24 protein-coding genes and 3 pseudogenes are annotated in these 25,695 nt (G+C 72.7%); 22 read left to right on the forward strand and 5 right to left on the reverse strand.

From position 1 onward, the window contains the following. Positions 1-35 precede the first annotated feature (35 nt). Positions 36-1,028, reverse strand: a complete 993-nt coding sequence (gene dhaK, locus ACIGYR_RS36750) for a dihydroxyacetone kinase subunit DhaK (protein WP_399606816.1) — start codon at positions 1,026-1,028, stop codon at positions 36-38. Positions 1,029-1,462: 434 nt separating this feature from the next. On the opposite strand from dhaK, the gene ACIGYR_RS36755 reads away from it, so the two are divergent. After that, positions 1,463-1,807 (forward strand): DUF3040 domain-containing protein, encoded by a 345-nt coding sequence (locus tag ACIGYR_RS36755; protein ID WP_399606813.1) that lies wholly within the window; start codon positions 1,463-1,465, stop codon positions 1,805-1,807. A 118-nt stretch (positions 1,808-1,925) separates the two neighbouring features. Here the strand turns inward: ACIGYR_RS36755 and ACIGYR_RS36760 are convergent, their stop codons facing one another. Next, positions 1,926-2,489 (reverse strand): hemerythrin domain-containing protein, encoded by a 564-nt coding sequence (locus tag ACIGYR_RS36760; protein ID WP_399606810.1) that lies wholly within the window; start codon positions 2,487-2,489, stop codon positions 1,926-1,928. A gap of 499 nt (positions 2,490-2,988) precedes the next feature. Here ACIGYR_RS36760 and ACIGYR_RS36765 point away from each other — a divergent pair, with 499 nt between their 5' ends. From ACIGYR_RS36765 to ACIGYR_RS36835, 15 genes are all read left to right on the forward strand, one after another. Continuing rightward, positions 2,989-3,996 carry an NAD-dependent epimerase/dehydratase family protein gene (locus ACIGYR_RS36765; RefSeq protein WP_399606807.1) on the forward strand — a complete coding sequence of 336 codons (1,008 nt, stop codon included), beginning with the start codon at positions 2,989-2,991 and terminating at the stop codon, positions 3,994-3,996. A 32-nt stretch (positions 3,997-4,028) separates the two neighbouring features. After that, on the forward strand, positions 4,029-5,663 hold the full coding sequence (locus ACIGYR_RS36770) for a carbamoyltransferase (RefSeq protein ID WP_399606804.1): 1,635 nt from the start codon (positions 4,029-4,031) through the stop codon (positions 5,661-5,663). After that, the gene (locus ACIGYR_RS36775; RefSeq protein ID WP_391844052.1) at positions 5,660-6,655 is read left to right on the forward strand and encodes a glycosyltransferase family 2 protein; all 996 of its coding nucleotides are present in this window, start codon (positions 5,660-5,662) and stop codon (positions 6,653-6,655) included. Before ACIGYR_RS36770 ends, ACIGYR_RS36775 begins: the two co-directional genes overlap by 4 nt. After that, positions 6,652-7,194 carry a D-glycero-alpha-D-manno-heptose-1,7-bisphosphate 7-phosphatase gene (locus tag ACIGYR_RS36780; protein WP_399606801.1) on the forward strand — a complete coding sequence of 181 codons (543 nt, stop codon included), beginning with the start codon at positions 6,652-6,654 and terminating at the stop codon, positions 7,192-7,194. Before ACIGYR_RS36775 ends, ACIGYR_RS36780 begins: the two co-directional genes overlap by 4 nt. Continuing rightward, positions 7,191-8,201, forward strand: a complete 1,011-nt coding sequence (locus ACIGYR_RS36785) for a glycosyltransferase family 9 protein (RefSeq protein WP_399606798.1) — start codon at positions 7,191-7,193, stop codon at positions 8,199-8,201. Before ACIGYR_RS36780 ends, ACIGYR_RS36785 begins: the two co-directional genes overlap by 4 nt. Continuing rightward, positions 8,198-9,160, forward strand: coding sequence for a glycosyltransferase (locus tag ACIGYR_RS36790; RefSeq protein ID WP_399606794.1), 963 nt, complete (start codon positions 8,198-8,200; stop codon positions 9,158-9,160). Before ACIGYR_RS36785 ends, ACIGYR_RS36790 begins: the two co-directional genes overlap by 4 nt. Next, on the forward strand, positions 9,157-10,389 hold the full coding sequence (locus ACIGYR_RS36795; RefSeq protein ID WP_399606792.1) for a glycosyltransferase: 1,233 nt from the start codon (positions 9,157-9,159) through the stop codon (positions 10,387-10,389). The genes ACIGYR_RS36790 and ACIGYR_RS36795 overlap by 4 nt, the downstream gene beginning before the upstream one ends. Positions 10,390-10,622: 233 nt before the next feature. Beyond that, complete coding sequence (locus tag ACIGYR_RS36800; RefSeq protein ID WP_391844060.1) at positions 10,623-11,291, forward strand: SIS domain-containing protein; 669 nt, start codon at positions 10,623-10,625, stop codon at positions 11,289-11,291. Continuing rightward, positions 11,288-12,709: a PfkB family carbohydrate kinase gene (locus ACIGYR_RS36805; RefSeq protein WP_391844062.1), complete on the forward strand. Its 1,422-nt coding sequence runs from the start codon at positions 11,288-11,290 to the stop codon at positions 12,707-12,709. Before ACIGYR_RS36800 ends, ACIGYR_RS36805 begins: the two co-directional genes overlap by 4 nt. A gap of 836 nt (positions 12,710-13,545) precedes the next feature. Then, positions 13,546-14,574 carry a glycosyltransferase family 9 protein gene (locus tag ACIGYR_RS36810; RefSeq protein ID WP_399606790.1) on the forward strand — a complete coding sequence of 343 codons (1,029 nt, stop codon included), beginning with the start codon at positions 13,546-13,548 and terminating at the stop codon, positions 14,572-14,574. After that, positions 14,564-15,502 carry a glycosyltransferase family 2 protein gene (locus ACIGYR_RS36815; protein WP_399606787.1) on the forward strand — a complete coding sequence of 313 codons (939 nt, stop codon included), beginning with the start codon at positions 14,564-14,566 and terminating at the stop codon, positions 15,500-15,502. Before ACIGYR_RS36810 ends, ACIGYR_RS36815 begins: the two co-directional genes overlap by 11 nt. 321 nt (positions 15,503-15,823) lie before the next feature. Next, positions 15,824-16,291: an STAS domain-containing protein gene (locus tag ACIGYR_RS36820; protein ID WP_399606784.1), complete on the forward strand. Its 468-nt coding sequence runs from the start codon at positions 15,824-15,826 to the stop codon at positions 16,289-16,291. 433 nt (positions 16,292-16,724) lie between these two features. Continuing rightward, complete coding sequence (locus ACIGYR_RS36825; protein ID WP_399606781.1) at positions 16,725-17,975, forward strand: ANTAR domain-containing protein; 1,251 nt, start codon at positions 16,725-16,727, stop codon at positions 17,973-17,975. Positions 17,976-18,128: 153 nt separating this feature from the next. Further along, on the forward strand, positions 18,129-18,323 hold the full coding sequence (locus ACIGYR_RS36830; protein WP_399606778.1) for a hypothetical protein: 195 nt from the start codon (positions 18,129-18,131) through the stop codon (positions 18,321-18,323). A gap of 106 nt (positions 18,324-18,429) precedes the next feature. After that, complete coding sequence (locus ACIGYR_RS36835; protein WP_391844072.1) at positions 18,430-18,885, forward strand: RpiB/LacA/LacB family sugar-phosphate isomerase; 456 nt, start codon at positions 18,430-18,432, stop codon at positions 18,883-18,885. A gap of 56 nt (positions 18,886-18,941) precedes the next feature. On the opposite strand, the gene ACIGYR_RS36840 is transcribed toward ACIGYR_RS36835, so the two are convergent. After that, positions 18,942-19,316 (reverse strand): DUF6479 family protein, encoded by a 375-nt coding sequence (locus ACIGYR_RS36840; RefSeq protein ID WP_391844074.1) that lies wholly within the window; start codon positions 19,314-19,316, stop codon positions 18,942-18,944. 154 nt (positions 19,317-19,470) lie between these two features. Here ACIGYR_RS36840 and ACIGYR_RS36845 point away from each other — a divergent pair, with 154 nt between their 5' ends. Further along, positions 19,471-19,845, forward strand: a complete 375-nt coding sequence (locus tag ACIGYR_RS36845) for a ferredoxin (protein ID WP_399606773.1) — start codon at positions 19,471-19,473, stop codon at positions 19,843-19,845. A 154-nt stretch (positions 19,846-19,999) separates the two neighbouring features. Next, on the forward strand, positions 20,000-21,178 hold the full coding sequence (locus ACIGYR_RS36850; RefSeq protein WP_399606770.1) for an acyl-CoA dehydrogenase family protein: 1,179 nt from the start codon (positions 20,000-20,002) through the stop codon (positions 21,176-21,178). A 427-nt stretch (positions 21,179-21,605) separates the two neighbouring features. On the opposite strand, the gene ACIGYR_RS36855 is transcribed toward ACIGYR_RS36850, so the two are convergent. Next, on the reverse strand, positions 21,606-21,893 hold the full coding sequence (locus ACIGYR_RS36855; RefSeq protein WP_399606768.1) for a hypothetical protein: 288 nt from the start codon (positions 21,891-21,893) through the stop codon (positions 21,606-21,608). 118 nt (positions 21,894-22,011) lie between these two features. Between ACIGYR_RS36855 and ACIGYR_RS36860 the strand changes: the two are divergent. Both ACIGYR_RS36860 and ACIGYR_RS36865 read left to right on the forward strand, forming a co-directional pair. After that, a pseudogene (locus tag ACIGYR_RS36860) lies at positions 22,012-22,131 on the forward strand (IS5/IS1182 family transposase); the annotation flags it as partial. 507 nt (positions 22,132-22,638) lie between these two features. Then, positions 22,639-23,604: a LuxR C-terminal-related transcriptional regulator gene (locus ACIGYR_RS36865; protein ID WP_399606765.1), complete on the forward strand. Its 966-nt coding sequence runs from the start codon at positions 22,639-22,641 to the stop codon at positions 23,602-23,604. Between the two features lie 254 nt (positions 23,605-23,858). Here the strand turns inward: ACIGYR_RS36865 and ACIGYR_RS36870 are convergent. Beyond that, positions 23,859-23,960: pseudogene (locus tag ACIGYR_RS36870) on the reverse strand (metallophosphoesterase); the annotation flags it as partial. A gap of 450 nt (positions 23,961-24,410) precedes the next feature. On the opposite strand from ACIGYR_RS36870, the gene ACIGYR_RS36875 reads away from it, so the two are divergent. Then, positions 24,411-25,043, forward strand: a complete 633-nt coding sequence (locus tag ACIGYR_RS36875; protein ID WP_399606762.1) for an FMN-dependent NADH-azoreductase — start codon at positions 24,411-24,413, stop codon at positions 25,041-25,043. A gap of 143 nt (positions 25,044-25,186) precedes the next feature. Continuing rightward, positions 25,187-25,542, forward strand: a pseudogene (locus ACIGYR_RS36880) (zinc-binding dehydrogenase); the annotation flags it as partial. Positions 25,543-25,695: the final 153 nt, after the last annotated feature.

Genomic DNA, 25,695 nt, shown 5'->3' on the forward strand with positions numbered 1-25,695 from the left:
CGTACGGCCGGTCGGTGACCGTCCGCTGCGGCGGATCACATTCCCCAGCGCAGCGCCGGGGTCTTCACCGGCGCGTCCCACAGCCGCAGCAGCTCCTCGTCGACCTGGCACAACGTCACCGAGGCGCCCGCCATGTCCAGGGAGGTGACGTAGTTGCCGACGAGGGTGCGGGCCACGCTGACGCCGCGTTCCCGAAGCACCCGCTGCACCTCGGCGTTGAACCCGTACAGCTCCAGCAGAGGGGTCGCGCCCATGCCGTTGACCAGCACCAGGACGGGGTTGCGCGGCGGCATGTCCTCCAGGATGGCGTTGACCGCGAAGTCGGCGATCTCCCCGGAGGTCATCATCGGCCGCCGCTCCCGGCCCGGCTCGCCGTGGATGCCGATGCCCAACTCCAGTTCGCCGTCCGGCAGATCGAAGGTGGGGCTGCCCTTGGCCGGGGTCGTACAGGCGCTGAGGGCCACGCCGAAGCTGCGGGAGTTCTCGTTGACCTGACGGCCGATGGACTCCACGCCTTCCAGCGGCTGACCCTCGGCCGCGGCGGCGCCCGCGATCTTCTCCACGAAGAGGGTCGCGCCGGTGCCCCGCCGGCCGGCCGTGTAGAGGCTGTCGGTGACGGCCACGTCGTCGTTGACGAGCACCTTGGCGACCTGGATGCCCTCGTCCTCGGCCAGCTCGGCCGCCATGTCGAAGTTCAGCACGTCACCGGTGTAGTTCTTCACGATGAACAGAACACCCGCCCCGCTGTCCACGGCCGCCGCGGCCCGCGCCATCTGGTCCGGCACCGGCGAGGTGAAGACCTCTCCGGGACAGGCGGCGGAGAGCATGCCCGGGCCGACGAACCCGCCGTGCAGCGGCTCGTGCCCGGAGCCACCGCCCGACACGAGCGCGACCTGCCCGGCCACGGGGGCGTCGCGGCGGACGATCACCCGGTTCTCCACATCCACGTGCAGGTCGGGATGCGCGGCCGCCATTCCGCGCAGCGCGTCCGCCACGACCGTCTCCGGTACGTTGATCAGCATCTTCATGCCTATCTCCCAGCAGGATGAGCAGGTGAGTCCCTGACCGGTGTCTTCGCTGTTCAGGCCAGGTGCGGCCAGTTGTCGGTCGATGCGGTCCGGGGCGGCCCGGAACGGGTTCCGGCGGTGCTGACGCCGACCGGACACCGGCTTGGCCGATGAGTCATCGGATCCCCCCTGAGCGCGCCGTGGGGCAGGTGGACAGAGCCTTGCTCCTCAGTATCGGCCTTGTGGCAGCGAAGGTCATGTTCGTCGCGGATTCTCGCTCTGCCGCCGCTCGAACGACCACCGGTTCTTCGGCGGGGGCTTTTCCCATCCGGCACATTTCCGAGATCGGCACGGGCGGGCCCTCCTGCGGGCGGCGTCGCATCGGCCGGGCGGTCCGGGGAACTCGGTGGTCCGGGACCGGGAGGCCGCCGACCGGCGGAGGAGGTGGCGTCGCCGTGGACGAGTGGGAGATGTGGGACATGCACGACGAGGTACGGCTGTCGGCGCGCGAACGGCTCGCGCTGTTGCAGATCGAGGCGAATCTCCGGCAGGACCGGCGGCTGGCGCGCCGCATGGGCGCGGGACGGCGCGGAGTCTGGCTCCCGGTGGCGGTGCTGCTGCTGGCGATGGCGTCGGTGTTCGTCGCCGTCATGGGCATCCGCACCTCGGATCCCACGCTGCTGTGGTGCTTCGCGCTGCTCTGGCCGCTCACTCTCTTCCAGGCGTTCCGGCTGCTGTGCCGCGCGGCCCGCCCGCGCCCCCGGCCCCGCCCGGGAGCCCAGGTCACTCCGTGGCTGTGATGCGGGCTGAACAGCAGGGCGGGAGGGAGACTGAGACGGGCTGACACGGAGCTGAACAGGGGTACGGGCCCGGGCAACGCCCCGGGCCCGTGGACTGTCCGGGCGGACCGGACTCGGATCAGCTCTCCTTGCCCCGCCCCGACAGCGCGTCGCGCATCCGGTCGACCAGGCCGGCGCCCGGGGCCAGCAGCTTGTTGGCGGGGGGAGTGTCCGGTGCCGACGGATGCGGACGGGTCGGCGCCGTCTTCTTCGCGCGGCGGACCTTGTCGCCGAGGTCCATCAGCGCGTCCGGCGGACAGGCCGCCTCCAGCTGCGGGAAGAGATTCTGTTCCTCGTCGGCGACATGGGACCGGATCTCACTCATCAGCTGCGTCATGAGCCTGTCGAACTGCGGATCGTCCGCCTCGCAGCCCTCCAGGTCCTTCATGATCTGCTCGGCCTTGGCGTGGTCCTCGATCTCCTTGTCGGCCAGGGCGTCGCCGCCCGTGAGGTGCTCGCGCACCGCCGGGTAGACGTACGCCTCTTCGGCGACCGAGTGGCGGACCAGTTCGATCGTGGCCTGGTCGCAGAGGTTCTTGCGTTCCTTGGAGCCGGGCGGCAGCGCCTCGATGCGGCCGAAGATCTCCTCGACCTCACGGTGATCGGTGGTCAGCTCCTGGATGACGTTTCCGCCGTGACCCATTGTCGTACCTCCTGCGTGGAACGCGGCGGGCCGTGAACGGCCGGCCGTCGCCGCGCCGAGTGCCCCGGGCACGGCGCGCTACACGGCCTCCCGCGCACGGTCAGTACATCGAGTGACGGACGGCGGCCGTCCGGACCGCCCCGGGGCCGGGCCCATCGCACCACCGGGGCGTCGTCGTCGTGCGGCCATGCCGTCACCGTGGTATGGACGCCGCGAAGTCGCGCGAACACCCGCAATTCCGGAGAATAAGACTCCAACGTATGAAACCAACTGGTAGGGGAACTCCGCTGCCAGTGCCGTCCAGCCAGTGGCGGCCGACCCAGGGTGGTCCTCCGGACGAGGGGACCCGAGCCCTGGCCTCTTCCTCTCCGACGGGCCGATGACGTGGGCCCGGTGACGCGGCACGCGCCGAACTTCCGCCGAGCGCCTTCCCGGTGCTCGTGGACGGACATCCGGTACGCGAACGGCGCGGACGAAGGACGACGAAGGGAATAGCCCGATGAGTGGTGACACACCGTTCTCCTGGCGGCGCGCCCTCGTGACCGGCGGCGCCGGCTTCCTCGGCTCCCATCTGTGCGAACGGCTGCTGGATTCAGGTGTCGAAGTCGACTGCGCCGACAACCTGGCCTGCGGGCGGCGCGAGAACGTCGCGCACCTGGAGGACCGGCCCGGGTTCCGGTACGTGCACTGCGACGTCAGCGCCGCCGACTGCCCCGAGCGGCTGGCGGGCCCGTACGACCTCGTCCTGCACTTCGCCTGCCCGGCCTCGCCGGCCGACTACCTGCGCATGCCGCTGGAGACCCTGGACGTGGGCAGCCTCGGCACGCGCAACGCCCTGGCGATCGCCGAGCGCGACGGCGCGCGTGTCCTGCTCGCCTCCACCTCCGAGGTGTACGGCGATCCGCAGGTGCACCCGCAGCACGAGGGCTACTGGGGCAACGTCAACCCGGTCGGGCCGCGCAGCGTGTACGACGAGTCGAAGCGGTTCGCCGAGGCCCTGGTCACCGCGCACATGGGCACCAGGGGGACGAACGCCGGGATAGTACGGCTGTTCAACACCTACGGACCGCGGATGCGGGCCGACGACGGCCGCGCCGTGCCCACCTTCATCTGCCAGGCCCTGGCCGGCGAGCCGCTCACGGTGACCGGTGACGGCAGCCAGACCCGCTCGCTGTGCTACGTGGACGACACGGTCGACGGCATCCTGCGGGTGGCCGGGAGCAGGTCCGTGCGGCCGGTGAACATCGGCGGCAGCGACGAGATCACCGTCGCCGACCTGGCCCGCCGCGTGGTCGCCCTCACCGGCTCCCGCTCCCCGATCGCGTTCATAGACCGGCCCGTCGACGACCCCGGCAGGCGCCGCCCCGACACCACCCTCGCGCGCGAACTGCTCGGCTGGTCGCCGCAGGTCCCGTGGGAGGAGGGCCTGAAGCAGACCATCGCCTACTTCGCGGCCCTGCCCCCGGAGCCGGTCCCGCGCGTGGAGGACCCGGCCCCGCAGTCCTGACCCCCGCCCTTCCCCGGCCCTGGAGACAGCGCATGCATGTCCTCGGTATCAACGCACTCTTCCACGACCCCGCCGCCGCCCTGATCACCGACGGCAAGGTCGTGGCGGCGGCGGAGGAGGAGCGGTTCTCCCGTCGCAAGCACGGGAAGCGGCCCGTACCCTTCTCCGCCTGGGAGCTGCCCGAGCAGTCGGCCCGCTGGTGCCTTCAGCAGGCCGGCCTGACCTCGTCCGACCTGGACGCCGTCGCCTACTCCTACGATCCTTCCCTGGCCCTTCCCGCCGAGCGGCTGGGACTGCACGACCCCTGGGACCACCTGCGCCAGGAGTACGCCCGCCGGGCGCCGGACTTCCTCGCCGAGGCGCTGCCGGGACTCGACCCGGCCAAGGTCAGGTTCGTGCCGCACCACGTGGCGCACGCGTCCTCCGCCGGTCCGCTCTCGCCGTACCCCGACTGCGCCGTCCTCGTCCTGGACGGCCGCGGCGAGTGCGGCTCGCACCTGGCCGGCCGGTGCACCAACCGAGAACTGACGGTCCTCGGTACCCAGTCGCTGCCCGACTCCCTCGGCCTGTTCTACGAGGACCTCACCCAGCACCTCGGCTTCCTGCGCAGCAGCGACGAGTTCAAGGTCATGGCGCTCGCCTCCTACGGCACTCCGCGCTTCGCCGGACAACTGCGGGAGTACGTCCAGGCGGACGACGCGGGCGGTTTCCGCGCCCGCCCGGTGCCCTGGGCCGACCTGGTCCCGGTGCGCCCGGCCGGCGGGCCCTGGAGCAAGGACCACGCCGACCTCGCCGCCAGTGCCCAGCTCTGCCTGGAGGAGACCATGCTGGCCCTCGCCCGGTGGCTGCGCGAACGCACCGGAGAGGACGCGCTCACCCTGGCCGGGGGCGTCGCGCTCAACTGTGTCGCGAACACCCGGCTGTGGCGGGAGAGCGGCTTCCGGCACGTGTGGGTGCAGCCCGCCGCCGGCGACGCGGGGACGGCCCTGGGCGCGGCGGCGCATGTCGCCGGGCAGAAGGACACCCTGGAGCCGATGCCGACGGCCGCCCTGGGCCGCGGCTGGAGCGACGCCGAGCTGCGCGCGTGGCTGGAGCGGGCGGCCGTACCCTACGAGGAGCCCGCCGACATCGCCGAGACCGCCGCGGAGGCACTGGCCGCCGACGGGATCGTGGCCTGGTTCCAGGGGCGCAGCGAGTACGGGCCCCGCGCGCTCGGGCACCGCTCGCTGCTCGCCCACCCGGGCCATGCCGCCAACCTGGAGCGGCTCAACGCGGTCAAGGGGCGCGAGGAGTTCCGGCCCGTGGCGCCCATGGTGCTCGCCGAGCGGGCGGGGGACATCTTCGACGGGCCGCTGCCCAGCCCGCACATGCTGTTCGTGCACGAGGTGGCCGCCGACTGGAAGGCCCGCATCCCGGCCGTGGTCCACGTCGACGGCACGGCGCGCATCCAGACCGTGGACCGCGCCCAGGAGCCCCTGGTGGCGCGCGTGATCGAGGGCTTCGAACGGCGCACCGGACTACCGGTGGTGGTCAACACCAGCCTCAACACCGCCGGGCGGCCCATGGTCGACGATCCCCGGGACGCCCTGGAGTGCTTCGGCTCGGCACCCGTGGACCTGCTGGTGCTCGGCCCGTTCGCGATCCGCCGCGGGAAGGCGTTCGCATGACCGGCGCGCCCGGCTACACCGTCGTCGTCCCGACGATCGGCCGCCCCTGCCTCGCCGAGTGCCTGCGCGCGCTCGCCGCGGCCGAGGGCCATCCGCCGCACGAGGTGGTCGTCGTCGACGACCGGCCCGCGCCGGAGGGCGGCCTGCCGCTGGAGACGGCCGGACAGCTGCTCGACCGCGTGCGCACCCTGGGCACCGGCGGCATGGGGCCGGCCGCCGCCCGGAACGCCGGCTGGCGCACCGTCCGTACGCCCTGGACGGTCTTCCTGGACGACGACGTCCAGGTGCTGCCGGACTGGTCCCGGCGGCTCGCCGAGGATCTGCGCGCGGCCGGGACCGAGGTCGGCGGCGTCCAGGGGAAGCTACGGGTCCCCCTGCCCCCGGACCGCCGGCCCACCGACTGGGAACGCACCACCAAGGGCCTGGAGAACGCCGCCTGGGCCACCGCCGACATGGCGTACCGCACCGAGGCGCTCAAGCGGACCGGCGGTTTCGACGAACGCTTCCCGCGGGCCTTCCGCGAGGACGCCGACCTCGCCTTGCGCGTGCAGCGGGCCGGCTGGTCCCTGGTCCGGGGCACCCGGGTCACCCGGCACCCGGTCCGCCCGGCCCACTGGTGGGCCTCCCTGCCCGCGCAGCGCGGCAACGCCGACGACGTCCTGATGAACCGGCTGCACGGCCGCGACTGGTGGGACCGTGCGCAGGCGCCCCGCGGCCGGCTGCCCCGCCACCTGGCGGTCACCGGCGCGGCCCTCGCCGCCGCCTCCTGCGCCCTGGCCGGGCGGCGCCGGGCGGCCACCGCCTGCGCGGCCCTGTGGACGCTCGGCACGGCCGAGTTCGCCCTCGCCCGCATCCTGCCCGGCCCGCGTACCGGCCGCGAGATCGCCGGGATGCTCGGCACCAGCGTGCTCATACCGCCCCTCGCCGTACGGCACTGGGTGCGCGGAGTCGTCCGACACCGGCACGCCCGGCCGCTGGGGGGTGCCGGATGACCACCGTGTCCGCGGTTCTGTTCGACCGCGACGGCACGCTCGTGGCGGACGTGCCGTACAACGGCGACCCCGACCGGGTCCGGTTGCTGCCGGGCGCCGCGCGGGCCGTCGCGCTGGTCCGGTCCCACGGCCTGGCCACCGGCGTGGTCAGCAACCAGTCCGGCATCGGGCGCGGACTGCTCACCGTCGAGCAGGTGCTCGCCGTCAACGCGCGGGCCGACGCGCTGCTCGGCGGGCTGGACACGTGGGTGTTCTGCCCGCACGCCCCCGATGCCGGCTGTGCCTGCCGCAAGCCGCGGCCGGGCCTGATCCGCACCGCCGCCGCCCGGCTGGGCGTCCCGGCGGCCGCCTGCCTGGTGATCGGTGACATCGCCGCCGACGTGCTGGCCGCCCACGCGGCGGGCGCCCGGGGAGTGCTGGTGCCGAACGCGGCCACGGCACCGGCGGAGGTGAAACGTTTCTCCGGTCAGAGTGCCCCCGATGTGCTCACCGCCGTACGAAGCGCTCTCGCAGCGACCACGGGGAGGGCGTCGGCATGAGGACCCTCGTCGTCCGGCTCGACAGCTTCGGTGACGTGCTGCTCGCCGGCCCCGCCGTCCGCGCCGTCGCCGCCCGCAGCACACACGTCACCCTGCTGTGCGGCCCGCGCGGCGCGGACGCCGCCCGGTTGCTGCCCGGCGTGGACGAGGTCCTGGTGTGGGAGGCGCCCTGGGAGGGCTTCGACCCGCCCCCGGTCACCCCGGCGGACATCGACGCCCTGCTCGGGCGGCTGCGCGCCGGGGCCCACGACACCGCGCTCGTCCTCACCTCCTTCCACCAGAGCCCGCTGCCCACCGCACTGCTGCTGCGGCTCGCCGGCGTCCGCCGGATCGGCGCCGACAGCGTCGACCACCCCGGCCGGCTCCTCGACGTACGCCACCGGCGACAGGCCGGCCGGCACGAGGCGGAGGCGGCCCTGGACACCGCGGCGGCCATGGGGTTCCCGCCGCCCCCGGGCGACGACGGACGCCTGCGCGTCCTCCCGCCCCCGGACACCAGCGGCCTGACCGGCTCCGGCCCGTACGTCGTCCTGCACCCGGGCGCCAGCGCCCCCGCCCGCGCCTGGAGCCCCCACCGCTGCGCCGAGGCGGTCACCCTGCTCGCCGACGCCGGACACCGCGTCGTCGTCACCGGCGGCCCCGGCGAGACGGCCCTCACCCGGCAGGTCGGCGGCGACGTGGCCGTGGACCTCGGCGGGCGCACCGGCCCGCGCACCCTCGCCGGGGTGCTGCGCATGGCCGACGTCGTGATCAGCGCCAACACCGGACCCGCCCACCTCGCCGCCGCCGTCGGCACCCCGGTCGTGTCCCTGTTCGCGCCCGTGGTCCCGGCCGGCCGCTGGGCGCCGTACGGCGTCCCCGTCATCCTGCTCGGCGACCAGTCGGCGCCGTGCGCGGACACCCGGGCCCTCACCTGCCCGGTGCCCGGCCACCCCTGCCTGGACGAGGTCACCGGCCAGGACGTGGTGCGCGCGGTGCACAAGCTCATCCAGGAGCGGCACTCATGAACATCCTCGTCTGGCACGTGCACGGATCCTGGCTCACCGCCTTCGTGCAGGGCCCGCACACCTACCTGGTCCCCGTCACCGAGGACCGCGGACCCGACGGTCTCGGCCGCGCGGAGACCTGGGACTGGCCACGGTCCGTACGGGAACTCACGCCCCGCGAACTGTGGGACGCCGACATCGACCTGATGGTCCTGCAGCGCCCGCACGAACTCGACCTCGCCCTGCGCTGGACGGGGCGCCGGCCCGGCGTGGACGTGCCCGCCGTGTACGTCGAGCACAACAGCCCCGACGGCTCACCCGAGCGGCAGCTCCACCCGCTGGCGGGCCAGTCCAGGCTCCCCGTCGTGCACGTCACCCACTTCAACCGGCTGATGTGGGACAACGGCCAGGCCCCGACCGAGGTCGTGGAGCACGGCATCATCGACCCCGGGCGACTGTGGACCGGCACCGAACGGCGGGCGGCCGTCGTCGTCAACGAGCCCGTGCGCAGGGGCCGTACCACCGGTACCGACCTGCTGACCCGGTTCGCCCGGTCCGCGCCCCTGGACGTCTTCGGGATGCGCACCGAAGGACTCGCCGCACACCTCGGCCTGCCGTCCGAGCGCTGCCGCGCCCGGGACCTGCCCCAGCACGCACTGCACCGCGAGATGGCCAGGTGCCGCCTCTATCTGCACCCCGTGCGCTGGACCTCGCTCGGCCTGTCCCTGCTGGAGGCCATGTTCCTCGGCATGCCCGTGGTCGCCCTGGACACCACCGAGGTCCGGGAGGCGGTACCCGCCGGCGCCGGGGTCGTCTCGAACCGACTCGACGTACTGGAGGACGCCGTACGGGCCTTCCTCGCCGACCCCGAACTGGCCCGCACGACCGGTGCGGCGGCCCGGGCCGCGGCCCAGGCCCGCTACGGAGAGCGGCGCTTCCTGGACGACTGGGAGCGCCTGATCAAGGAGGTCACCCGATGAGCCGCACTACGCACACGGCCGGGCGCGTCGCCATGGTCTCCGAACACGCCAGCCCGCTGGCCGCGCTCGGCGGACCGGACGCCGGCGGCCAGAACGTGTACGTCGCGCAGGTCGCCCGGCAGCTCGCCAGAAAGGGGTACCGGGTCACCGTCTACACCCGGCGGGACTCGGCCGGCCTGCCGGACCGGGTGACCCTCATCGACGGCGTGCAGGTGGTGCACGTACCCGCCGGACCACCCGCGCCCGTCCCCAAGGACGACCTCCTGCCGCACATGACCGAGTTCGGGAACTTCCTGGCCCGGCAGTGGGCCAAGAGCCCGCCGGACGTGGTGCACGCCCACTTCTGGATGTCGGGCCTGGCCGCCCTCGCCGGCGCCCGCGACCTCGGCATCCCCGTGGTGCAGACCTACCACGCGCTCGGCACGGTGAAGAAGCGCTACCAGGGCGCCGCCGACACCAGCCCGCCGCAGCGCCTCGCGATCGAGGAGGCCATCGGCCACGAGTGCGCCCGGATCATCGCCACCTGTAGCGACGAGGTGGCCGAACTCAAGGCCATGGGGCTGCCGGAGGACCGGATCGACGTCGTCCCCTGCGGCGTCGACCCCGACCAGTTCGCCCCGGTCGCCGGCACCCGCCCGCCCGGTGCCCGCAGACGGCTGCTGGCCGTCGGCCGGCTCGTGCCCCGGAAGGGCTTCGACCGCGCCATCCGCGCCCTGGCCGGCATCCCCGACGCCGAACTCCTCATCGCCGGCGGCCCGGAGACCGATCTGCTCGGCACCGAACCCGAGGCCGCGCGCCTGTACGGCATCGCCGGCGAGTACGGGGTCTGCGACCGGGTCACCCTGCTCGGCGGGGTCGGCCGGGCCCGGATGCCCCGGCTGATGTCCAGCGCCGACCTGGTGCTGTCGCTGCCGCTGTACGAGCCCTTCGGCATCGTCCCGCTGGAGGCCATGGCCTGCGGCACGCCGGTCGTCGCCACCGCGGTCGGCGGCCAGCTCGACACGGTCGTGGACGGCACCACGGGCCTCCTGGTCCCGGCCGACGACGACCACGACCTCAGCGCGGCCGTCCGCGCCCTCCTCGCCGACCCCGACCGGCTCGCCCGGTACGGAGCCGCCGGCCGCACCCGGGTCCTCACCCACTACACCTGGGACCGGGTGGGCGACGGCGTGGTCGGGGTGTACGGCGCCGTGTCCTCGATCCGCTCGCTCTCGGGAGTCGTCCGATGAAGACCGTCACCGGAACCACGCAGGGGAACCACGGGAACCAGGGAAACCACGGGAACCAGGGAAACCACGGGAACCAGGGAAGCCGGAGAAAACAAGGGAGCCAGGGCAACCAGGGGGACCAGAGGAACCGGGGAAACCAAGGGGACCGGGGAAACCAAGGGGACCAGGGCAACCAAAGGGACCAGGGCAACCACGGGAACACCGTCCCGGACACCACCCACTGCGACGGCCTGATGAAGGCCCTGGAGACCTTCCGCGACTGCGGACCGCTCATCGAACGCTGGGGCACCGAACTCGCCCGGCGCCTGGGCTCGGGCGCCCGGCTGCTCGTCGCCGGCAACGGCGGCAGCGCCGCCCAGGCCCAGCACCTCACCGCCGAACTCGTCGGCCGCTACCGCGACGACCGCCCGCCGTTCTCCGCGGTCGCCCTGCACGCCGACACCTCCTCCACCACCGCGATCGCCAACGACTACGGCGTCCAGGAGGTGTTCGCCCGCCAGACCGCCGCCCACGGCCGCCCCGGAGACGTGCTCCTGCTGCTGTCCACCAGCGGCGCCAGCGCCAACCTGCTGGCCGCCGCCGACCGCGCGCACCGGAGCGGCATGACCGTGTGGGCGCTGACCGGGCGGTCCCCCAACCCGCTCCAGCTCGGCGCGGACGAGACGCTGTGCGTCGACGCCCCCGTCGCCGCCACCGTCCAGGAACTGCACCTCGTGGCCGTGCACATGCTGTGCGAGGCGTTCGACCAGGCCGTGGAGCGCGGCGAGGCCGGCCACCGGGCCGACGGCAGACCGGCCGCCGACGGCAGAACGGGTGTCGTGGGCCGCCTCGTCGGCCGCGCCCGCACCGTCGGCCGGACCGCGCCCGGCACGCCCGCCGCGCCCAGGAAGGGACACGCATGACCGCCTCCCGGACGCCCCTGGTCGTCGTGGGCGACGCCCTGCTCGACCACGACCTGTGCGGCCGGGCCGAGCGGCTGGCACCCGACGCGCCCGTGCCCGTCGTCCACGGCACCCGGCGCAGCTCCCGCCCCGGCGGCGCGGCCCTCGCCGCCTGCCTCGCGGCCGCCGACGGACGCCCCGTCACCCTGGTCACCGCCCTCGGCGCCGACGCCGCCAGCGACACCCTCCGGGAGCTGCTGGCCGACCGGGTCGGCCTGGTCGAGGTGCCGCTGGAGGGCACCCTGAGCAGCAAGACCCGCGTCATGGCCGGGGACCGGCCACTGCTGCGCCTCGACGACGGCGAGGGCCGCGCCCGCGAGGCCACCCCGGAGGCGGTCGCCGCGATCGCGTCAGCCTCCGGAGTCCTCGTCGCCGACTACGGTCGCGGCACCGCCGACGTCCTCCGCGACGCGCTGGCCCGCACGGCGGCCCCCGTCGTCTGGGACCCCCATGTACGCGGCAGGCCCCCGGTCCCCGGCGTCCGCCTGGCCACGCCCTCGGCTCAGGAGGCCCGCGCCTTCGCCCGGCAACTGGACGACGAGGACAGCGGCGACCCGGCCGGACTGCGTACCGCCGCCCGGGACGCCCGGGTCCTCGTCCGCGCCTGGCAGGCCCGGGCCGTCGCGGTAACCCTCGGCGACCGCGGGGCCCTGCTCTCGCACGGCGACACCCCGCTGCTCGTGCCGACCCCCGCCGCCGCCACGGGCGACCCGTGCGGCGCCGGTGACCGGTTCGCGGCAGCCGCCGCCGGTCTGCTCGCCGACGGGACCCTCACCGAGGCCGCCGTACAAGGCGCCGTCCACGCCGCCACCCGCTACGTCGCCGAGGGCGGCGCCCGCGCGGTCGCCGTCCCGGACGACCCGGAGACGGTCACCGAGCCCGCCACCGACGGCGACACGACCGCGGACGCCGTGCGCACCGCCGCCCGGGTCCGGGCCGCGGGCGGCACCGTCGTCGCCGCGGGCGGCTGCTTCGACCTGCTGCACGCCGGGCACGTCGCCCTGCTCCAGGCGGCCCGCCGGGCCGGCGACTGCCTCGTCGTCTGCGTCAACTCCGACGACTCCGTGCGCCGCCGCAAGGGAGACGGCCGCCCTCTCGTCCCGGCCGCCGACCGCGTACGAGTGCTGCGCGCCCTGGAGTGCGTGGACGCCGTCGCCGTCTTCGACGAGGACACCCCCGAACGCATCCTCGGCGAACTCCGGCCGCACATCTGGGCCAAGGGCGGCGACTACGCCCGGACCCGGCTGCCCGAACAGCCCCTGGTGGAGAGCTGGGGCGGACAGGTCCTGCTGCTGCCCTACCTCGACGGCCGCTCCACCACCGGCCTCGCCCGCCGCGCGGCGTCGGCCCCCGCACCGGCCGCGGGACGGCCGACATGACCGCCGCACCCGTCCCACGCGTCCCGAGAGCGAGCACCCGACCGCAGGACGCACCGACCCCACAGCCCCTTGGCCGACCGGGCGCCGCCCCTGATCCGAGCGCCGTCCACCTGCATCCGGCACGCGGCCGGGACCCGAGCGCCCCACCGAAGGGTGCATCGGCCTCGCAGGGTTCGGGGTGGGCGGGTGCGGCCCCTGATCCGGCCGGCACCCGTCGCTCGCCACGGTCACACTCCACGGTTCCGGCGTGCGGGCGGGGCGCGAGTGACCCGAAGGGTGCATCGGCCTCGCCGCGTTCGGGGCGGGCGGGTGCGGCCCCTGATCCGGCCGGCATCCGCCGTTCGCCACGGTCACGCTCCTCGGTTCCGGCGTGCGGGCGGGGCGCGAGTGACCCGAAGGGTGTTCCGGCCTCGCAGGGTTCGGGGTGGGCGGGTGCGGCCCCTGTTCCGGCCGGCATCCGCCGTTCGCCACGGTCACGCTCCTCGGTTCCGGTGCGCGGGCGGGGCGCGAGTGACCCGAAGGGTGTTCCGGCCTCGCAGGGTTCGGGGTGGGCGGGTGCGGCCCCTGTTCCGGCCGGCATCCGTCGTTCGCCACGGTCACGCTCCTCGGTTCCGGCGTGCGGGCGGGACCCGAGCACCCCACCGAAGGGTGCATCGGCCTCGCAGGGTTCGGGGTGGGCGGGTGCGGCCCCTGATCCGGCCGGCATCCGCCGTTCGCCACGGTCACGCTCCTCGGTTCCGGTGCGCGGGCGGGACGCGAGTGACCCGCAGCGACCTGGGCGAGCGGGTGCCGCTCCGGATCCGGCCGGCACCCGTCGCTCGCCACGGTCACGCCCTATGCCCCCCACCCACCGGAGGACCCTGTCGGTGATCACCGAGCATCCCGCGAGCACACCGCGTGTTCTGGTCCTGCGCGCGCTGGGCCTCGGCGATCTGCTGGCCGGCGTGCCCGCGCTGCGTGGCGTCCGCCGGGCCTTCCCCGGCCACCAGGTCGTCCTCGCCCAGCCACCGGGCCTCACCGAACTCGCCCTGGCCACCGGGGCGGTCGACGCCGTCCTCGCGGCCGAGGCGCCGGGCCGCGCGGTGCCGGACCTCGGCCACTGGCCCGGCCCCCCGCCCGACGTGGCTGTCGACCTGCACGGCAACGGCCCCGAGAGCCGCGACGCCCTGGCCGCCCTGCATCCGCGCCGGCTCCTCGCCCACGCCTGCCCGGACGGCCCGCCGTGGCTCGGCCGCGCCAACGAACGGGACCGCTGGTGCGCCTTCCTGCACGGCTACGGCATCCCGGCCGACCCCCGGGACCTACGGCTGCCCCGGCCCGCCACGCCGTCCTCGGCCCCGGGCGCGGTCGTGGTGCATCCCGGCGCGGCCTCGGGCTCCCGCCGCTGGCCGGCGGAACGGTTCGCCGCCGTCGTCCGGTGCCTGCGCGCCGCCGGCCACCACGTCGTCCTCACCGGCGGCCCCGGCGAGGACGCTCTGGTCCGCTCGGTCGCCGAACGCAGCGGACAGCCCGGCCACGACGCGCTGACCGGCGGCCTGCCGCTCGGGCAACTGTCCGCGCTGGTCGCCGAGGCATCCCTGGTGCTCAGCGGCGACACCGGGCTCGCCCATCTCGCGGTGGCCTACGGCACCCGCTCCGTCACCCTGTTCGGGCCCGTCTCCCCGCGCCTGTGGGGGCCTCCGTCGGGCCCAGACCACCTGGCCCTGTGGAGACCGGGCCCACCCGGCGACCCGCACGGCCGCACCCCCGACGCCCGGCTGTTGCGCCTCCGCACCGGCGAGGTCGCCGCGGCCTGTCTGACGCTCCTGCGGGGCGCCCGCGGCCACCGACGGCCGACCGGACCGGAGGCGGCCCATGTCCACTGAGCCCGCCGCCGGCCGCGTCCGCCGGCCCACCGCCCCGGGCGACACCCGGATCACCGTCGCCGTCATCACCCGCGACCGCAGCGTCAGCCTGCTGCGCACCCTGGACGCGCTGGCCGCGCTGCCCGAACAGCCACCGGTCATCGTGGTCGACAACTCCCGCCACGAGACCACCCGCCGGACCGTGGCCGGGCACCCGGCGATCAGCCGCCTGCTGCGGCCCGGCGCCAACACCGGGGCCCTCGGCCGCAACCTTGCCGTGCGGCACGCCCGCACCCCCTACGTCGCCTTCAGCGACGACGACTCCTGGTGGGACCCGGGCAGCCTCACCCGCGCCGCCGACCTCCTGGACGGCCACCCCCGGCTCGGCCTGCTCGCCGCCCGCACCCTGGTCGGCGACGAGGCCGTGGAGGACCCCCTCAACGCCGTGCTCGCCGCCTCGCCCCTGCCGACCGAGCCGGACCTGCCCGGGCACCCGGTGCTCGGCTTCCTGGGCTGCGCCTGCGTGGTCCGCCGGGAGGCGTTCCTCGATGTCGGCGGCTACCACCCGCTGCTGTTCTTCGGCGGCGAGGAGACCCTGCTCGCCTACGACCTGTCCGCCGCCGGCTGGGGCGTCGCCTACGAGCCCACCCTGCGTGCCCGCCACCACCCCGAGGGCCACGGCCGCAGCGGCCGCTCCTTCCTCGTCCGGCGCAACCACGTGCTCACCACCTGCCTGCGCCGCCCCTGGCCGGTCGCCCTGCGCGCCGGCACCGGTCTCGCGCTGGCCGCCGCGGCCGGCCGCCCCGGCGCGCGGCGCGCCCTCAAGGAGACCGTCGCCCGGTTCCCGGCCGCCGTCGCCGGCCGCCGGACGCTGCCCCCGCGCGTCGAACACGCCGCCCGCCTGCTCGACCGGGACGCGGCCGGACGCCCGGGAGGAGACGCACGATGACGCCCCGGACCGGCCCCGACGACCGTACGACCGTCGTCCTGATCACCCACAACCGCCGCGACGAACTGCGCCACCGCGGGGCTGCCGTGGGTGCTGCGCCGGCGCGACCCCGTCCCGGGGGGACCTGGAGCGCCGGCTCGCCGCGCTGGAGCGGGCCGCAGGAACTCACCCGCACGGCGGCGGTACGTCGGCTGACTGCCCCGGCGGTACGACACGCCCCGAAGGCGTCGTTGCGTCCGGCATCCAGGTGAGGGCACAGTGAACTCCCGGTCAAGAAGGCGGCCGCCGATCCTTCCTCCCCGCGCAGGAAGGCCGTTCCTCATGGAAATCGGTCAGCCGTCCGCTCCGGCCCGCGTCCGTCCCGGCGGCCCGGCCCCCCTGTCGCTGCGGACCGTGCGCGAGCACCGCGCCGGGCTCGGCGGGATCAGCGTCCTGAAGGCCCGGGGCACGGTCGACGCCTGCAACGCCGGGCGGTTCGCCGAGGCCCTCGCCGAGCACCTCGTGGAGACCGGCGGGGCCGGCGACCACCCGCTGCTGGACCTGACCGAGGTGTATCTCGCCTGCCCCGCCGCCGACCTCCTGGACCGGGGGACCGGGGACCTCGCCCGCTCCGGCCGCGCGCTGTCCGTCGTACAGCCCAGACCGCACGTGCGGGAGGACCTGACCGCGGCCGGTCTGCCGGGAGTCCGGGTGCACGCCTGCCTGGACTCCGCCCTGCTCGCCCTCGCGGCCGGGGGCCCGGCGTGCGCGGAGCCCGGCGGCCCGGTCCAGCCAGGCGGCGCGGGCTAGCCCGGCCGGCGCACCGGCGGCCCCGGCCGGCCCGGCAGGGAGCCGGCGTATGCGGAGCTTTGTAGCCCGGCCGGCCGCTCTCTTCAGCGTCAGGCCGTCTCCGGGCCCCGCGAGATCGGCGAGAACCGGGAGACAGCCCCGGCGGCCGTCGGACGTGTCACCGGAGCGGTCGCCGGACGTGTCGCCCCGCCCGGCGTGGTGGATGTGTCACTGGGCCGGTCGCCGGACCGGTCGCCCGGCGTGCCGTCGGACCGGTTGCCGGACGTGCCGTCGGGCCGGTCGCCCGGCGTGGCGTCGGACCGGTTGCCGGACGTGTCGCCCCGCCCGGCGCGGTGGATGAGCGTTTGATGGCAGGGGACCTACCGTGCATGGTGGTGCCAAGGTCAGGAAGAGGCCGAGCCGCTTCTTCGGGACGTCCTGTCTGGGTGATGCGATGAGACCCTCTTCCGGCCGGCCGGCCGCACCGGCTCCCCTCGTCATCGATTCCTCCGTCGTCGAGGGACTGCCCGCCGAAGGCGCGCTGCTGCTGCGCATGTCCGGCAGCCTCGACGCCCACGGCGCCCGGGCCTGGTCGGACGAACTGCGCGGCCACCTGGAACAGGCGGACCGCGCCGGACTGCGCCCCGTGCTCGACATGGCCCACGTACAGCTCGGCGGCGCCGCCGTGCTCCGCACGCTCAGCGAGACGACCCGTACCCGCACCGGACGTCCTGACCTGATCATCGTCCGCGCCCGGCCCGGGGTGCGCGAGGCGGTGCACCTGGCCCGCCTGACCGGCGTCCAGCTGTACGCCACCCTCGACGAGGCGCTGCGCGAGCTGGCCCGCGCCGCCTCCCGGGTGGAGGAGCTGCCCGCCTGGCGGTCGCAGATCGCGGATCCGCTGCGGCCCTCGTACGAGGACCTGCACAAGGAGGTCCGCGCGCTGCGTGCCCGGGTGCGTACCGCGCCGGTGATCGGCATGGCGCAGGGCGTGCTCATGGTCCGCTACGGCCTGCCGGACTCCGGCAGTGCCTTCCGGGCGCTGCGCGAGGCGTCGCAACGGTTCAACGTGCCGCTGCGCGTCCTGGTCTCGGCCGTGGTGGTGGCCCGGCCACCGAGCGGCGAGGTGTGGTTCCCGGGCCGCCGGTGCCTGCCCGTGCCGCGGCTGCGGATCCTGGCCCGCGGTGGCCGGGACCCCCGCTACCGGCGGCAGATGATCGACGCCGTCCTGCACGAGGCGCTGGCCGTCGGCCGGTCGCCCGCCGGGTACGTGCAGCTCGTGGACCCGGCCGTGAACGCCCTGACGCTGGAGACGCACTACGGCTGTGCGGAGGCGTTCCTCGACCATCTCGTGCGCGGCCGTGGCGACGGCACCGCCGACGCGGCGGCCCGCACCCGGGGCTGCCAGGTGAGCGTGCCGGACGTCGCCACGGACCCGCTGCTCTCCGACGAGTGCCGGTGCGCCCTGCTGACCACCGGTGCCCGCGCCCTGCAGAGCATCCCGGTGCTCTCCTCCGCCGGCTCGTGCACCGGCGTGATCAGCCTGCACTGGACCGACGCCGGCCACCGGCCGACCGCCGCGCAGGCCGAGGCGCTCGCACTGCTGGCCTCGGACACCGCGGTCTGGCTGAGCTGGTACCACCGTTCGGTGCTCCTGGACGCCCTGGAGCACCTCCACCGGGCGCTGACCCGCCCCGCGCGGTGAGCAGGAGAAGCCGACCGCCCACAGCCCGCTGGGCTCGATGCGGTTGACGGGGTGGGCCACGGAGGCATCCGTGCGTCGCCGTGCCCTGAGTCGGCCCGCCGCGATTCGTGCGTCACCCGTGCCGCCCTGGGACCCCCGGAGGGAGTCCGGCGCATGTCGAATCCGGAGCAGCCCGGACAGCGGCGCAGTGACAAAGGAGGCGCCGCCCCACAGGACAGCGGCGAGCTGAGAGCCCGCGAGACGACCGACCGCGCGGGGCGCGACCGTCCGCACGGCTCGGACAAGGGCGCCAAGGGCGGCGGAGAGGGCGGCGGGGTTCCGCTGGCGCAGCAGCCCGACCACCCCTGATCCGCCGGTCCGCCTGACCTGGCGCATCCCCTCAGAACGGCCCTCCGGCACCGTTCGCCATGTGCGGGGTGTCCCGGCGCCGCCGGACGGGCGTTACGCTCCGGACATGCGGATCTCCGTCTCCTCCGACATGGACGAACCCGTCGCCCGCCTCCTGGTGGCGGAGCTGCGGCGCCGTGGCCACGACGTCCGCGAGCACGGCGCGCTGCGGCCCGGGGCCGACGCGCAGTGGGCGGTCTGTTCGGCGGCCGCCGCCCGTGAGGTGGCGGAGGGCGCGGCCGACCAGGCGGTGGTGTGCTGCTGGACCGGCACGGGCGCGTCCATCGCGGCGAACAAGGTGCCGGGCGTACGCGCGGCGCTGTGCACGGACGCGGCCACGGCGGACGGCGCGCGCCGCTGGAACGACGCCAACGTCCTCGCGCTGAGCCTCCGGCTGGTCTCCGAACCGGTGCTGAAGGAGATCCTCGACGCCTGGTTCACGGCCGAGCCCAGCCAGGACCCGGAGGACCGGCAGAACATGGCCCGCGTCGGCCGCCTGGACGCCGCCCGGAACGTTTCCTAGGGGCGTACGGCGGTCCGGCGCGGGCCGGGTTGGCGTGGGCGGGGCGGGGGAGGGGCTCAGTGGGCGCCGAGTCCGCCGCCGCCGAACGAGCCGCTGGAGCCGTTGCTCCAGCGCGGGCGGTCCTTCGACTCCGACGTGCCCGGCCGGGTGTCCATGTTGCTCAGCTCGTACGGGGTGAGCGGGCGCTCGCCCTTGGCGGTCCGTGGTACCTCCGTGGCTTCCCTGTTGCTCTCCCGGACCTCGTGCACCGGTCCGCCCGGCGGCATCTTGGGCTGTTCCTCGGGGCGGGGGCGCGCCGACTCGCGGTACCTGACGCGGGAGGTCATCCAGAAGCCGCCGGCGAGCAGCGCGAGCACGCCCACGGCCACGACGAACATGAAGAGGCTCATCAGGCCACTCGCCTCGGCCAGCTGCATCGATGCGGTGTTCATAGGACAGGGATACCCCGCACAGAACGGTACGAACCCGGACACTATGGGTCATCAGGGGTGCTGCACGGTGACCGCTCACCCCGGTGCGCGGTACGGGCTTGGGGCGGCCCCAGGGCAGTGGTTTGTGGCCGCCGACCCCGGCTACCCGCAGGGTGTGACACCGCCGACTTCGCAGCAGCAGCTCTACCGGTTCCTGGAGGACCGTTTCACCTGTGCCCAGGCGTGCACGGAGTGCGCCCGGGCCTGCGCCGTGCGGGCCAGCCTCGTCGACCCGGACGGCACCGAGCACCAGGAGCGGGTGCGCCGACTGGGCATCATGTGCGCCGAGGTGTGCGACGCCACCTGCCGTGCGCTGGGCGAGGAGAACCGACAGGACGAGGAGGGGATGCGGGTCCGCGTGGAGTGGTGCCGCTCGGTGTGCCTGGAGTGCGCCCGCGCCTTCGACGCGCATCCTGGCGCCGAGTCGGCCGCGGCCACCTGCCGGGCCTGCGCCGACGCCTGCGCCGACTTCCTGAAGATGCTCGAGTGAGCCTCGTACCCCCCGGTCCGGGCGCGTGAGCCGAATTCGCCGGCGCCCCGGCAGCGCGTGAGCCGAATCCGCCCGCGCCCCGGCATTCCCAATTTCTGCAACACGTTCTACGGTGTGCGCCGTCAGGACCGCCCTTGGGGAGCCTGGAGGCGCCGTGCACCTCGACCACACGCCCGAGCAGCAGCGGCTGCGCACCGAACTGCGTGCCTACTTCGCCGATCTGGTCCCGGACAACGCCTACGCCCGGTACACCGACCCGGCCACGCAGAAGCGGTTCTACCGCGCCACCATCCGCAGGCTCGGCACGGACGGATGGCTCGGCGTCGGCTGGCCCGAGGAGTACGGCGGGCGCGGGATGACCGCCATGGAACAGTTCATCTTCTTCGACGAGGCCGCGCAGGCGGGCGTACCGCTGCCGCTGATGGCGCTGAACACGGTCGGGCCGACGATCATGCGGTACGGCACCGACGAGCAGAAGGCGTACTTCCTGCCCCGCATCCTCTCCGGCGAGATCGACTTCGCGATCGGCTACAGCGAGCCCGACGCCGGCACCGACCTCGCCGCGCTGCGGACCCGGGCGGTCCGCGACGCGGACGAGTACGTCGTCAACGGGCAGAAGATCTGGACGACCAACGGCGACACCGCGGACTGGGTGTGGCTGGCCGTGCGCACCGACCCCGAGGCCCCGCCGCACAAGGGCATCACCATGCTGCTGGTGCCGACCTCCGACCCCGGCTACTCCTGCACGGTCATCCGCACCCTCGCGTCCCACGACACCACCGCGAGCTACTACGAGAACGTGCGCGTCCCCGCATCCCGCCGTGTCGGCGAGGAGAACCAGGGCTGGCGGCTGATCACCAACCAGCTCAACCACGAACGCGTCACCCTCGCCGCCCACGGCACCATGGCCATCCGCGCGCTGCACGACGTACAGCGCTGGGCACGGGAGACGAAGCTCGCCGACGGCCGCCGGGTGGCCGACCTGCCCTGGGTGCGCCGGCTGCTCGCCCGCACGCACGTCCGGCTCGACGCGCTGAAGCTCCTCAACTGGCAGATGGTGACCGCCGTCGAGGAGGGCACGCTCACCCCGCAGGACGCCTCGGCGGTCAAGGTCTACGGCTCCGAGGCCCGCCGGGACGCCTACGCCTGGCTCATGGAGATCGTCGCCGCGGCCGGCTCGCTGAAGGAGGGCTCGGCCGGTGCCGTCCTGCACGGCGAACTGGAGCGCGGCTACCGCTCGGCGGTCATCTTCACCTTCGGCGGCGGCAACAACGAGATCCAGCGCGAGATCATCTCCTGGATCGGTCTGGGGATGCCGCGGGTGCGGCGCTAGCCTTCTGTGACGAAGAATTTTAGTTGGCATTAAAGAGGGACAGTTGGCACTAGTTGAGCCGTGCACATCTAGAGGCGGTGGATCTTCGGGTTCCCTACTCGGGTGTCATTGACCTGCAACTTTGTGACATCAAGCGCAGCTGGTCTGTGAACGGCAGTGCTCGCCGCGGTAACTGGCATCGGGGAGCTGCTCCCGGAGCTTGGTGAAGTACTCCACGTAGTAGTCGAGTGGAAGGACTGGGGGTACCTGATCCACACCGAATCGATCGGAGAGTAGACGTTCTGGGCTGGCCGGGATGTGTCGACACCGCAACCACAATGTGTGCGCTGTGGTCGTCGACGGTGGAGGCCAAGACGTCGGATGGAAGCAGGCTGCGGCCGACCGGCCAACTCAGGTGGGTGCGGCTCTTTCGTAGTGACCTGCTCGGTCAAGCGGTGAGGGCGTATCCGTCCTCGTGGCGGGCCCGCCGAGTGCGGAGATGTTCTTGTTCGATGTGGTGAAGCCAGTATTCCTCGAAGTCTCCGTTGATGATCACGGCGCGGAGCAGGAGGAGGGCTTCGGCACCCTCGACGCTCCACCGGGATCCGGTGATGTCGAAGCGGTCCGCGATCAAGTGGCGGCATGCGCCCTCCACCACCCCGGTCGCGATCGGCCAGCCCTGCTCCGGGGTCTGCGCGTAGCCCAGGTAGGGCTCCTTGTTCGCGAGGTAGCGCACGCACTCCTCGACGCCCCCGCGCCGCTCGGTCGTCAGCCCCAGGTCGTCGGCCTGCCGCGCGATGCGGGCGGCCGCCTCGGCGGAACGGCCGTGCAGGAGGGCCAGGCCAATTCAGCAAACCGTCAACCGAGCCCTGGCCACGGCACGGGCGCCGGTCGACGGCGGCGTCACACGACTGAAGGCGTGGCGGATCTTCCGCAGGTCCCGGTGCAATTCGAATCGAATGCCGTCAATTGCCGCGCCCCCGTCCCTACCCTGGAGTGGCAGGTTTGAAACGGCTCAGTCAATATTTAAGGTCATTGTCGAGAGCGATCACATCAAGCCATGATGGCCGGGAAGGGCGCTTGAAAGTTTAAATCGAACCTGAAAGCCTGATCGCTGAGGAACGGGGGAAGGATTTTAAATGCCGGCAAGGTCATTTCTGGCAGATTCTGCGCACATATTTCCCAATGCTGGAACATGCGCAAAATGTCAACTCATCCGACAGTCGATAGCTCTCTGGCTGAATGGCTGGTCCGACCGCAGTCTGTATCTTGCTGAAGAATCTGCTGCCAAGACAGCCCCTGACTCTTCATGCGACTGTGAGCTGCGTACTAGAATGTGGTTGGCTTTCGTGCTGACAAGGAGAGGAGAATTCAAACGCGTAACGAAACTTCTCTACCATCCAGAGAATCCGAATAGCAGTCTCTTCGGCCCGGTGATCTCCCCGGCCGGACTCTCGCTAGCCCGGTCACACCTGGCTTTCATGGCCGGAGACCTGGACGCAGCAGCGGCCCTGAGTGACCAGGTGCTTGCGCAACCCGAGGGTGACTCTGAAATCCGTATCGCGAGTCACCTCATCCTGGCATTGATCGCTTTGCGGCGTGCAGAAGTGAATGCGGCTTCGTCACACATGCAGATGATAACCGACGACGCATTCATGGGGCGTCTCACCCTGCTGGCGGGACAGTGCGCATGGGTAAACGTGCGGATACGCGAAGCCCAAAGGGGAGCCGAGGGCGTCGCACCAGTCATCGAGGAACTCGTTGACTTCAGCCCGGTCAGCAGGAGCGTACTCCTGTCGCAGTCGGCTGCCGCCCCCTGGATCGTGCGGCTGGCGCTGAAATTCGACCAGAAGTCAACGGCGCACAAAGCAGTGAAGCTAGCTCAGAAACTGGCTGAAATGAACCCGCAGCACCATGCGCTAGCCGCTTCAGCCCTCCACGCGCAAAGTCTATTCGAGCGAAACTTGGTCGATCTCCGGCTCGCTGCGAAGACGCAGGTCCACCCCTGGGCGCGAGCTTCGACTATAGAAGACATCGGAAAGTTCTTGGCCCGTGAGTGGTCGCAACAGGACCAGGCCATAAGAATATTTGAGCAGAGCGCTGACGCCTATATCAAGGCGGGAGCCCCACTCGATGCCTTGCGAATCAAGAAGAGACTGTGGGGTCTCGGTGTTCGGCACCACCAATCCCGTTGGCACGCAACCCCACCGTCAGCGATCGCAAATCTCACCGAAACAGAAGCTAAGGTGGCTGGATTGGTAGCACAAGGAATGACCAACACCCAGACGGCTAAACACCTTTTCATATCTCCTCATACTGTGGCCTACCATCTAAAGAAAATATTCTGCAAGCTACAGATCTCCTCACGTGTGGAATTGGCAAGGGACTGGACCAATATTGGGGGTTTTCAGGGTGGCCTCCGGACGGGTGACGGCGGGACCGCGTAGGCAACGGGCAGGGCTCCCGTGCCGTCGAGAGAGGTGTCTAGCTCTCAACTCTCCAGCTCAGGAGCCCTATTGGTTCCGTATCCTGCCGCACTCGATCTGCCGCACGCATTGGTGGAGTGGGTGACGTGCTCAACGTCACCCGTGAGGGTGACCGACACTGCACACTACGGCCGTCCGAGCGTGCGGTTGCATGAACCGGAAGAGCGGTTCCGCACCGGCCAAGGCCACGCTGTAGCGCCGTACGAACTCCTGCTTGGCCTCCAGGGTGTGCTCACCTTGCGGAAGCGGCCGGCCAGTAGTTCAAGGGTCCAGCGGATGTCGGCGACCGTTTCGGCGACGTCACCGGCGACCAGCAGCCGAGTACTCGCCATGCTCGCCACACGGGCCCCGCGCCTGGACCGCGCGCTGAAGAAGATCGCACGGTCCGGCGGAGTGGTAGTCCTGCTCGACGGCACCCTGATCCGCACCCGCCGCCGCACCGGGAAGGACAACCGGAAGAACTACTCAAAACTGGCGCATCGCAGATCACTTCCCGCGGAATGCGCTGCCCGATCCAGCCGTAGTCCAGGGGCCCATCAGTACAGCGGCGGGCCCAGACCAAGCTCGGTGCTGGGAAATGCCTGTCGAGCTACGCATGATGCCAGACCTACATGCCATCCTCATGGGTCTCATGCCTTCGGCCAGGAGCTACCAGACCAGGGGATGCCTCGCGAAGACCGCACTGTCTAGTGTGGTGTAGGTCAGCTCTCGGTTTCGCGGACCAACTGCGGTCTTGACGAACTGCCCAGCAAATTCCAGGGGTCTTTGTGTCTTCTCTTCTTCACATCGATGCGAGCATCCGCCATGAGGGTTCCACGTCGCGTCAGCTGACCTCGTATTTCGCGACCCAGTGGCGGCAGAACCACCCTGACGCTGGCTACGTCTACCGCGACCTGGCCGCCCAGCCCATCCCTCATCTCACCCATCCCGTGCGCGAGTACGTTCTGGACCCCAGCCGCGATCACCGTCAGACGGACGAGGAGAAGGCGCTCGTCGACACGGTGGTGTCTGAAGTGCATGACGCCGACACGATCGTGCTCGGCGTGCCGATGTACAACTACACGATCCCGTCAAGCGTCAAAGCCTGGATCGACCTGCTGGTCAGCCCGGCCCACGCGATCCTCCCGGGGGCCGATTCCGGTCCGCTCAGCGGCAAGACGGTCATCGTGGTGACCGCGCGCGGCGGCTCCTACGCTCCGGGGACCCCGCGCGAGGGCCAGGACTACCAGGAGCCGTACCTGCGGCACATCCTGAAGGCGATCGGTCTCGCGGACAACCTCACTTTCGTGCACGCCGAGTTGACCCAGGCCGCGATCGTGCCGGCCATGGCGGAGCTCAAGCCGCTGGGGGAGAAGTCCCTGGCAACTGCCCAGGAGACGCTCAAGAAGCTCGCCGCCTGATGCCTGCATGCACGCAGATCTCTTAGGAGTCCGCACCCGCTTGCCGCAACCCGCTGGAGACCGCGGGCGGGCGGAAGCGCATCGCCAGCCGGCCGAGGACCCGTGCCGACCTTCGGCTTCCTCGAGCGCTACGGATGCCTCCGACCAACTTCGGCGGCCTCGCTGAGCTGGTGCTGGTGAAGTCCAACCAGTTGATGCCCAAGCCGGAGCATCTGACCTGGGAGGAGGCCGCCTCGCCGGGGCTGGTGAACTCGACCGCCTACCGGCAGCTGGTCTCCCGCAACGGCGCGCAGCTGAAGCAGGGCGACAATGTACTGATCTGGGGCGCGAGCGGCGGACTCGGCTCGTGCGCCCCCAGTTGGCGCTCGCCGGGGGAGCGAACCCGATCTGTGTGGACTCCTCGCCGCAGAGGGCGGCCGTCCGCCGCTCCATGGGAGCCGAAGCGGTCATCGACCGCAGCGCCGAGGACTACCGGTTCTGGAAGGACGAGACCACCCAGGTGAGCTACAGCACGGGTCACCACCACGCTCTCATACCTTCGACCGGGACCTACCAGAGCAGGGGATGCCCCGCGAAGGCCGTCCTGTCTAGTGTCATGCAGGTCAGTCCTCGGCCTTCGCGGACCATCCGGAGTCCTTCTGCCCTGCTCAGG

The organism is Streptomyces sp. NPDC053076 (assembly GCF_044546845.1).
Lineage (GTDB): Bacteria > Actinomycetota > Actinomycetes > Streptomycetales > Streptomycetaceae > Streptomyces.

Coding starts and splice junctions, on each gene's coding strand:
- ACIGYR_RS36785 (WP_399606798.1), top strand. CDS start 7,191: ATGAGGACCCTCGTCGTCCGGCTCGACAGCTTCGGTGACGTGCTGCTC.
- ACIGYR_RS36805 (WP_391844062.1), top strand. CDS start 11,288: ATGACCGCCTCCCGGACGCCCCTGGTCGTCGTGGGCGACGCCCTGCTC.
- dhaK (WP_399606816.1), bottom strand. CDS start 1,028: ATGAAGATGCTGATCAACGTACCGGAGACGGTCGTGGCGGACGCGCTG.
- ACIGYR_RS36795 (WP_399606792.1), top strand. CDS start 9,157: ATGAGCCGCACTACGCACACGGCCGGGCGCGTCGCCATGGTCTCCGAA.
- ACIGYR_RS36835 (WP_391844072.1), top strand. CDS start 18,430: ATGCGGATCTCCGTCTCCTCCGACATGGACGAACCCGTCGCCCGCCTC.
- ACIGYR_RS36815 (WP_399606787.1), top strand. CDS start 14,564: ATGTCCACTGAGCCCGCCGCCGGCCGCGTCCGCCGGCCCACCGCCCCG.
- ACIGYR_RS36770 (WP_399606804.1), top strand. CDS start 4,029: ATGCATGTCCTCGGTATCAACGCACTCTTCCACGACCCCGCCGCCGCC.
- ACIGYR_RS36820 (WP_399606784.1), top strand. CDS start 15,824: ATGGAAATCGGTCAGCCGTCCGCTCCGGCCCGCGTCCGTCCCGGCGGC.
- ACIGYR_RS36840 (WP_391844074.1), bottom strand. CDS start 19,316: ATGAACACCGCATCGATGCAGCTGGCCGAGGCGAGTGGCCTGATGAGC.
- ACIGYR_RS36830 (WP_399606778.1), top strand. CDS start 18,129: ATGTCGAATCCGGAGCAGCCCGGACAGCGGCGCAGTGACAAAGGAGGC.
- ACIGYR_RS36800 (WP_391844060.1), top strand. CDS start 10,623: ATGAAGGCCCTGGAGACCTTCCGCGACTGCGGACCGCTCATCGAACGC.
- ACIGYR_RS36790 (WP_399606794.1), top strand. CDS start 8,198: ATGAACATCCTCGTCTGGCACGTGCACGGATCCTGGCTCACCGCCTTC.
- ACIGYR_RS36780 (WP_399606801.1), top strand. CDS start 6,652: ATGACCACCGTGTCCGCGGTTCTGTTCGACCGCGACGGCACGCTCGTG.
- ACIGYR_RS36825 (WP_399606781.1), top strand. CDS start 16,725: ATGAGACCCTCTTCCGGCCGGCCGGCCGCACCGGCTCCCCTCGTCATC.
- ACIGYR_RS36765 (WP_399606807.1), top strand. CDS start 2,989: ATGAGTGGTGACACACCGTTCTCCTGGCGGCGCGCCCTCGTGACCGGC.
- ACIGYR_RS36865 (WP_399606765.1), top strand. CDS start 22,639: ATGGCCGGAGACCTGGACGCAGCAGCGGCCCTGAGTGACCAGGTGCTT.
- ACIGYR_RS36810 (WP_399606790.1), top strand. CDS start 13,546: ATGCCCCCCACCCACCGGAGGACCCTGTCGGTGATCACCGAGCATCCC.
- ACIGYR_RS36775 (WP_391844052.1), top strand. CDS start 5,660: ATGACCGGCGCGCCCGGCTACACCGTCGTCGTCCCGACGATCGGCCGC.
- ACIGYR_RS36760 (WP_399606810.1), bottom strand. CDS start 2,489: ATGGGTCACGGCGGAAACGTCATCCAGGAGCTGACCACCGATCACCGT.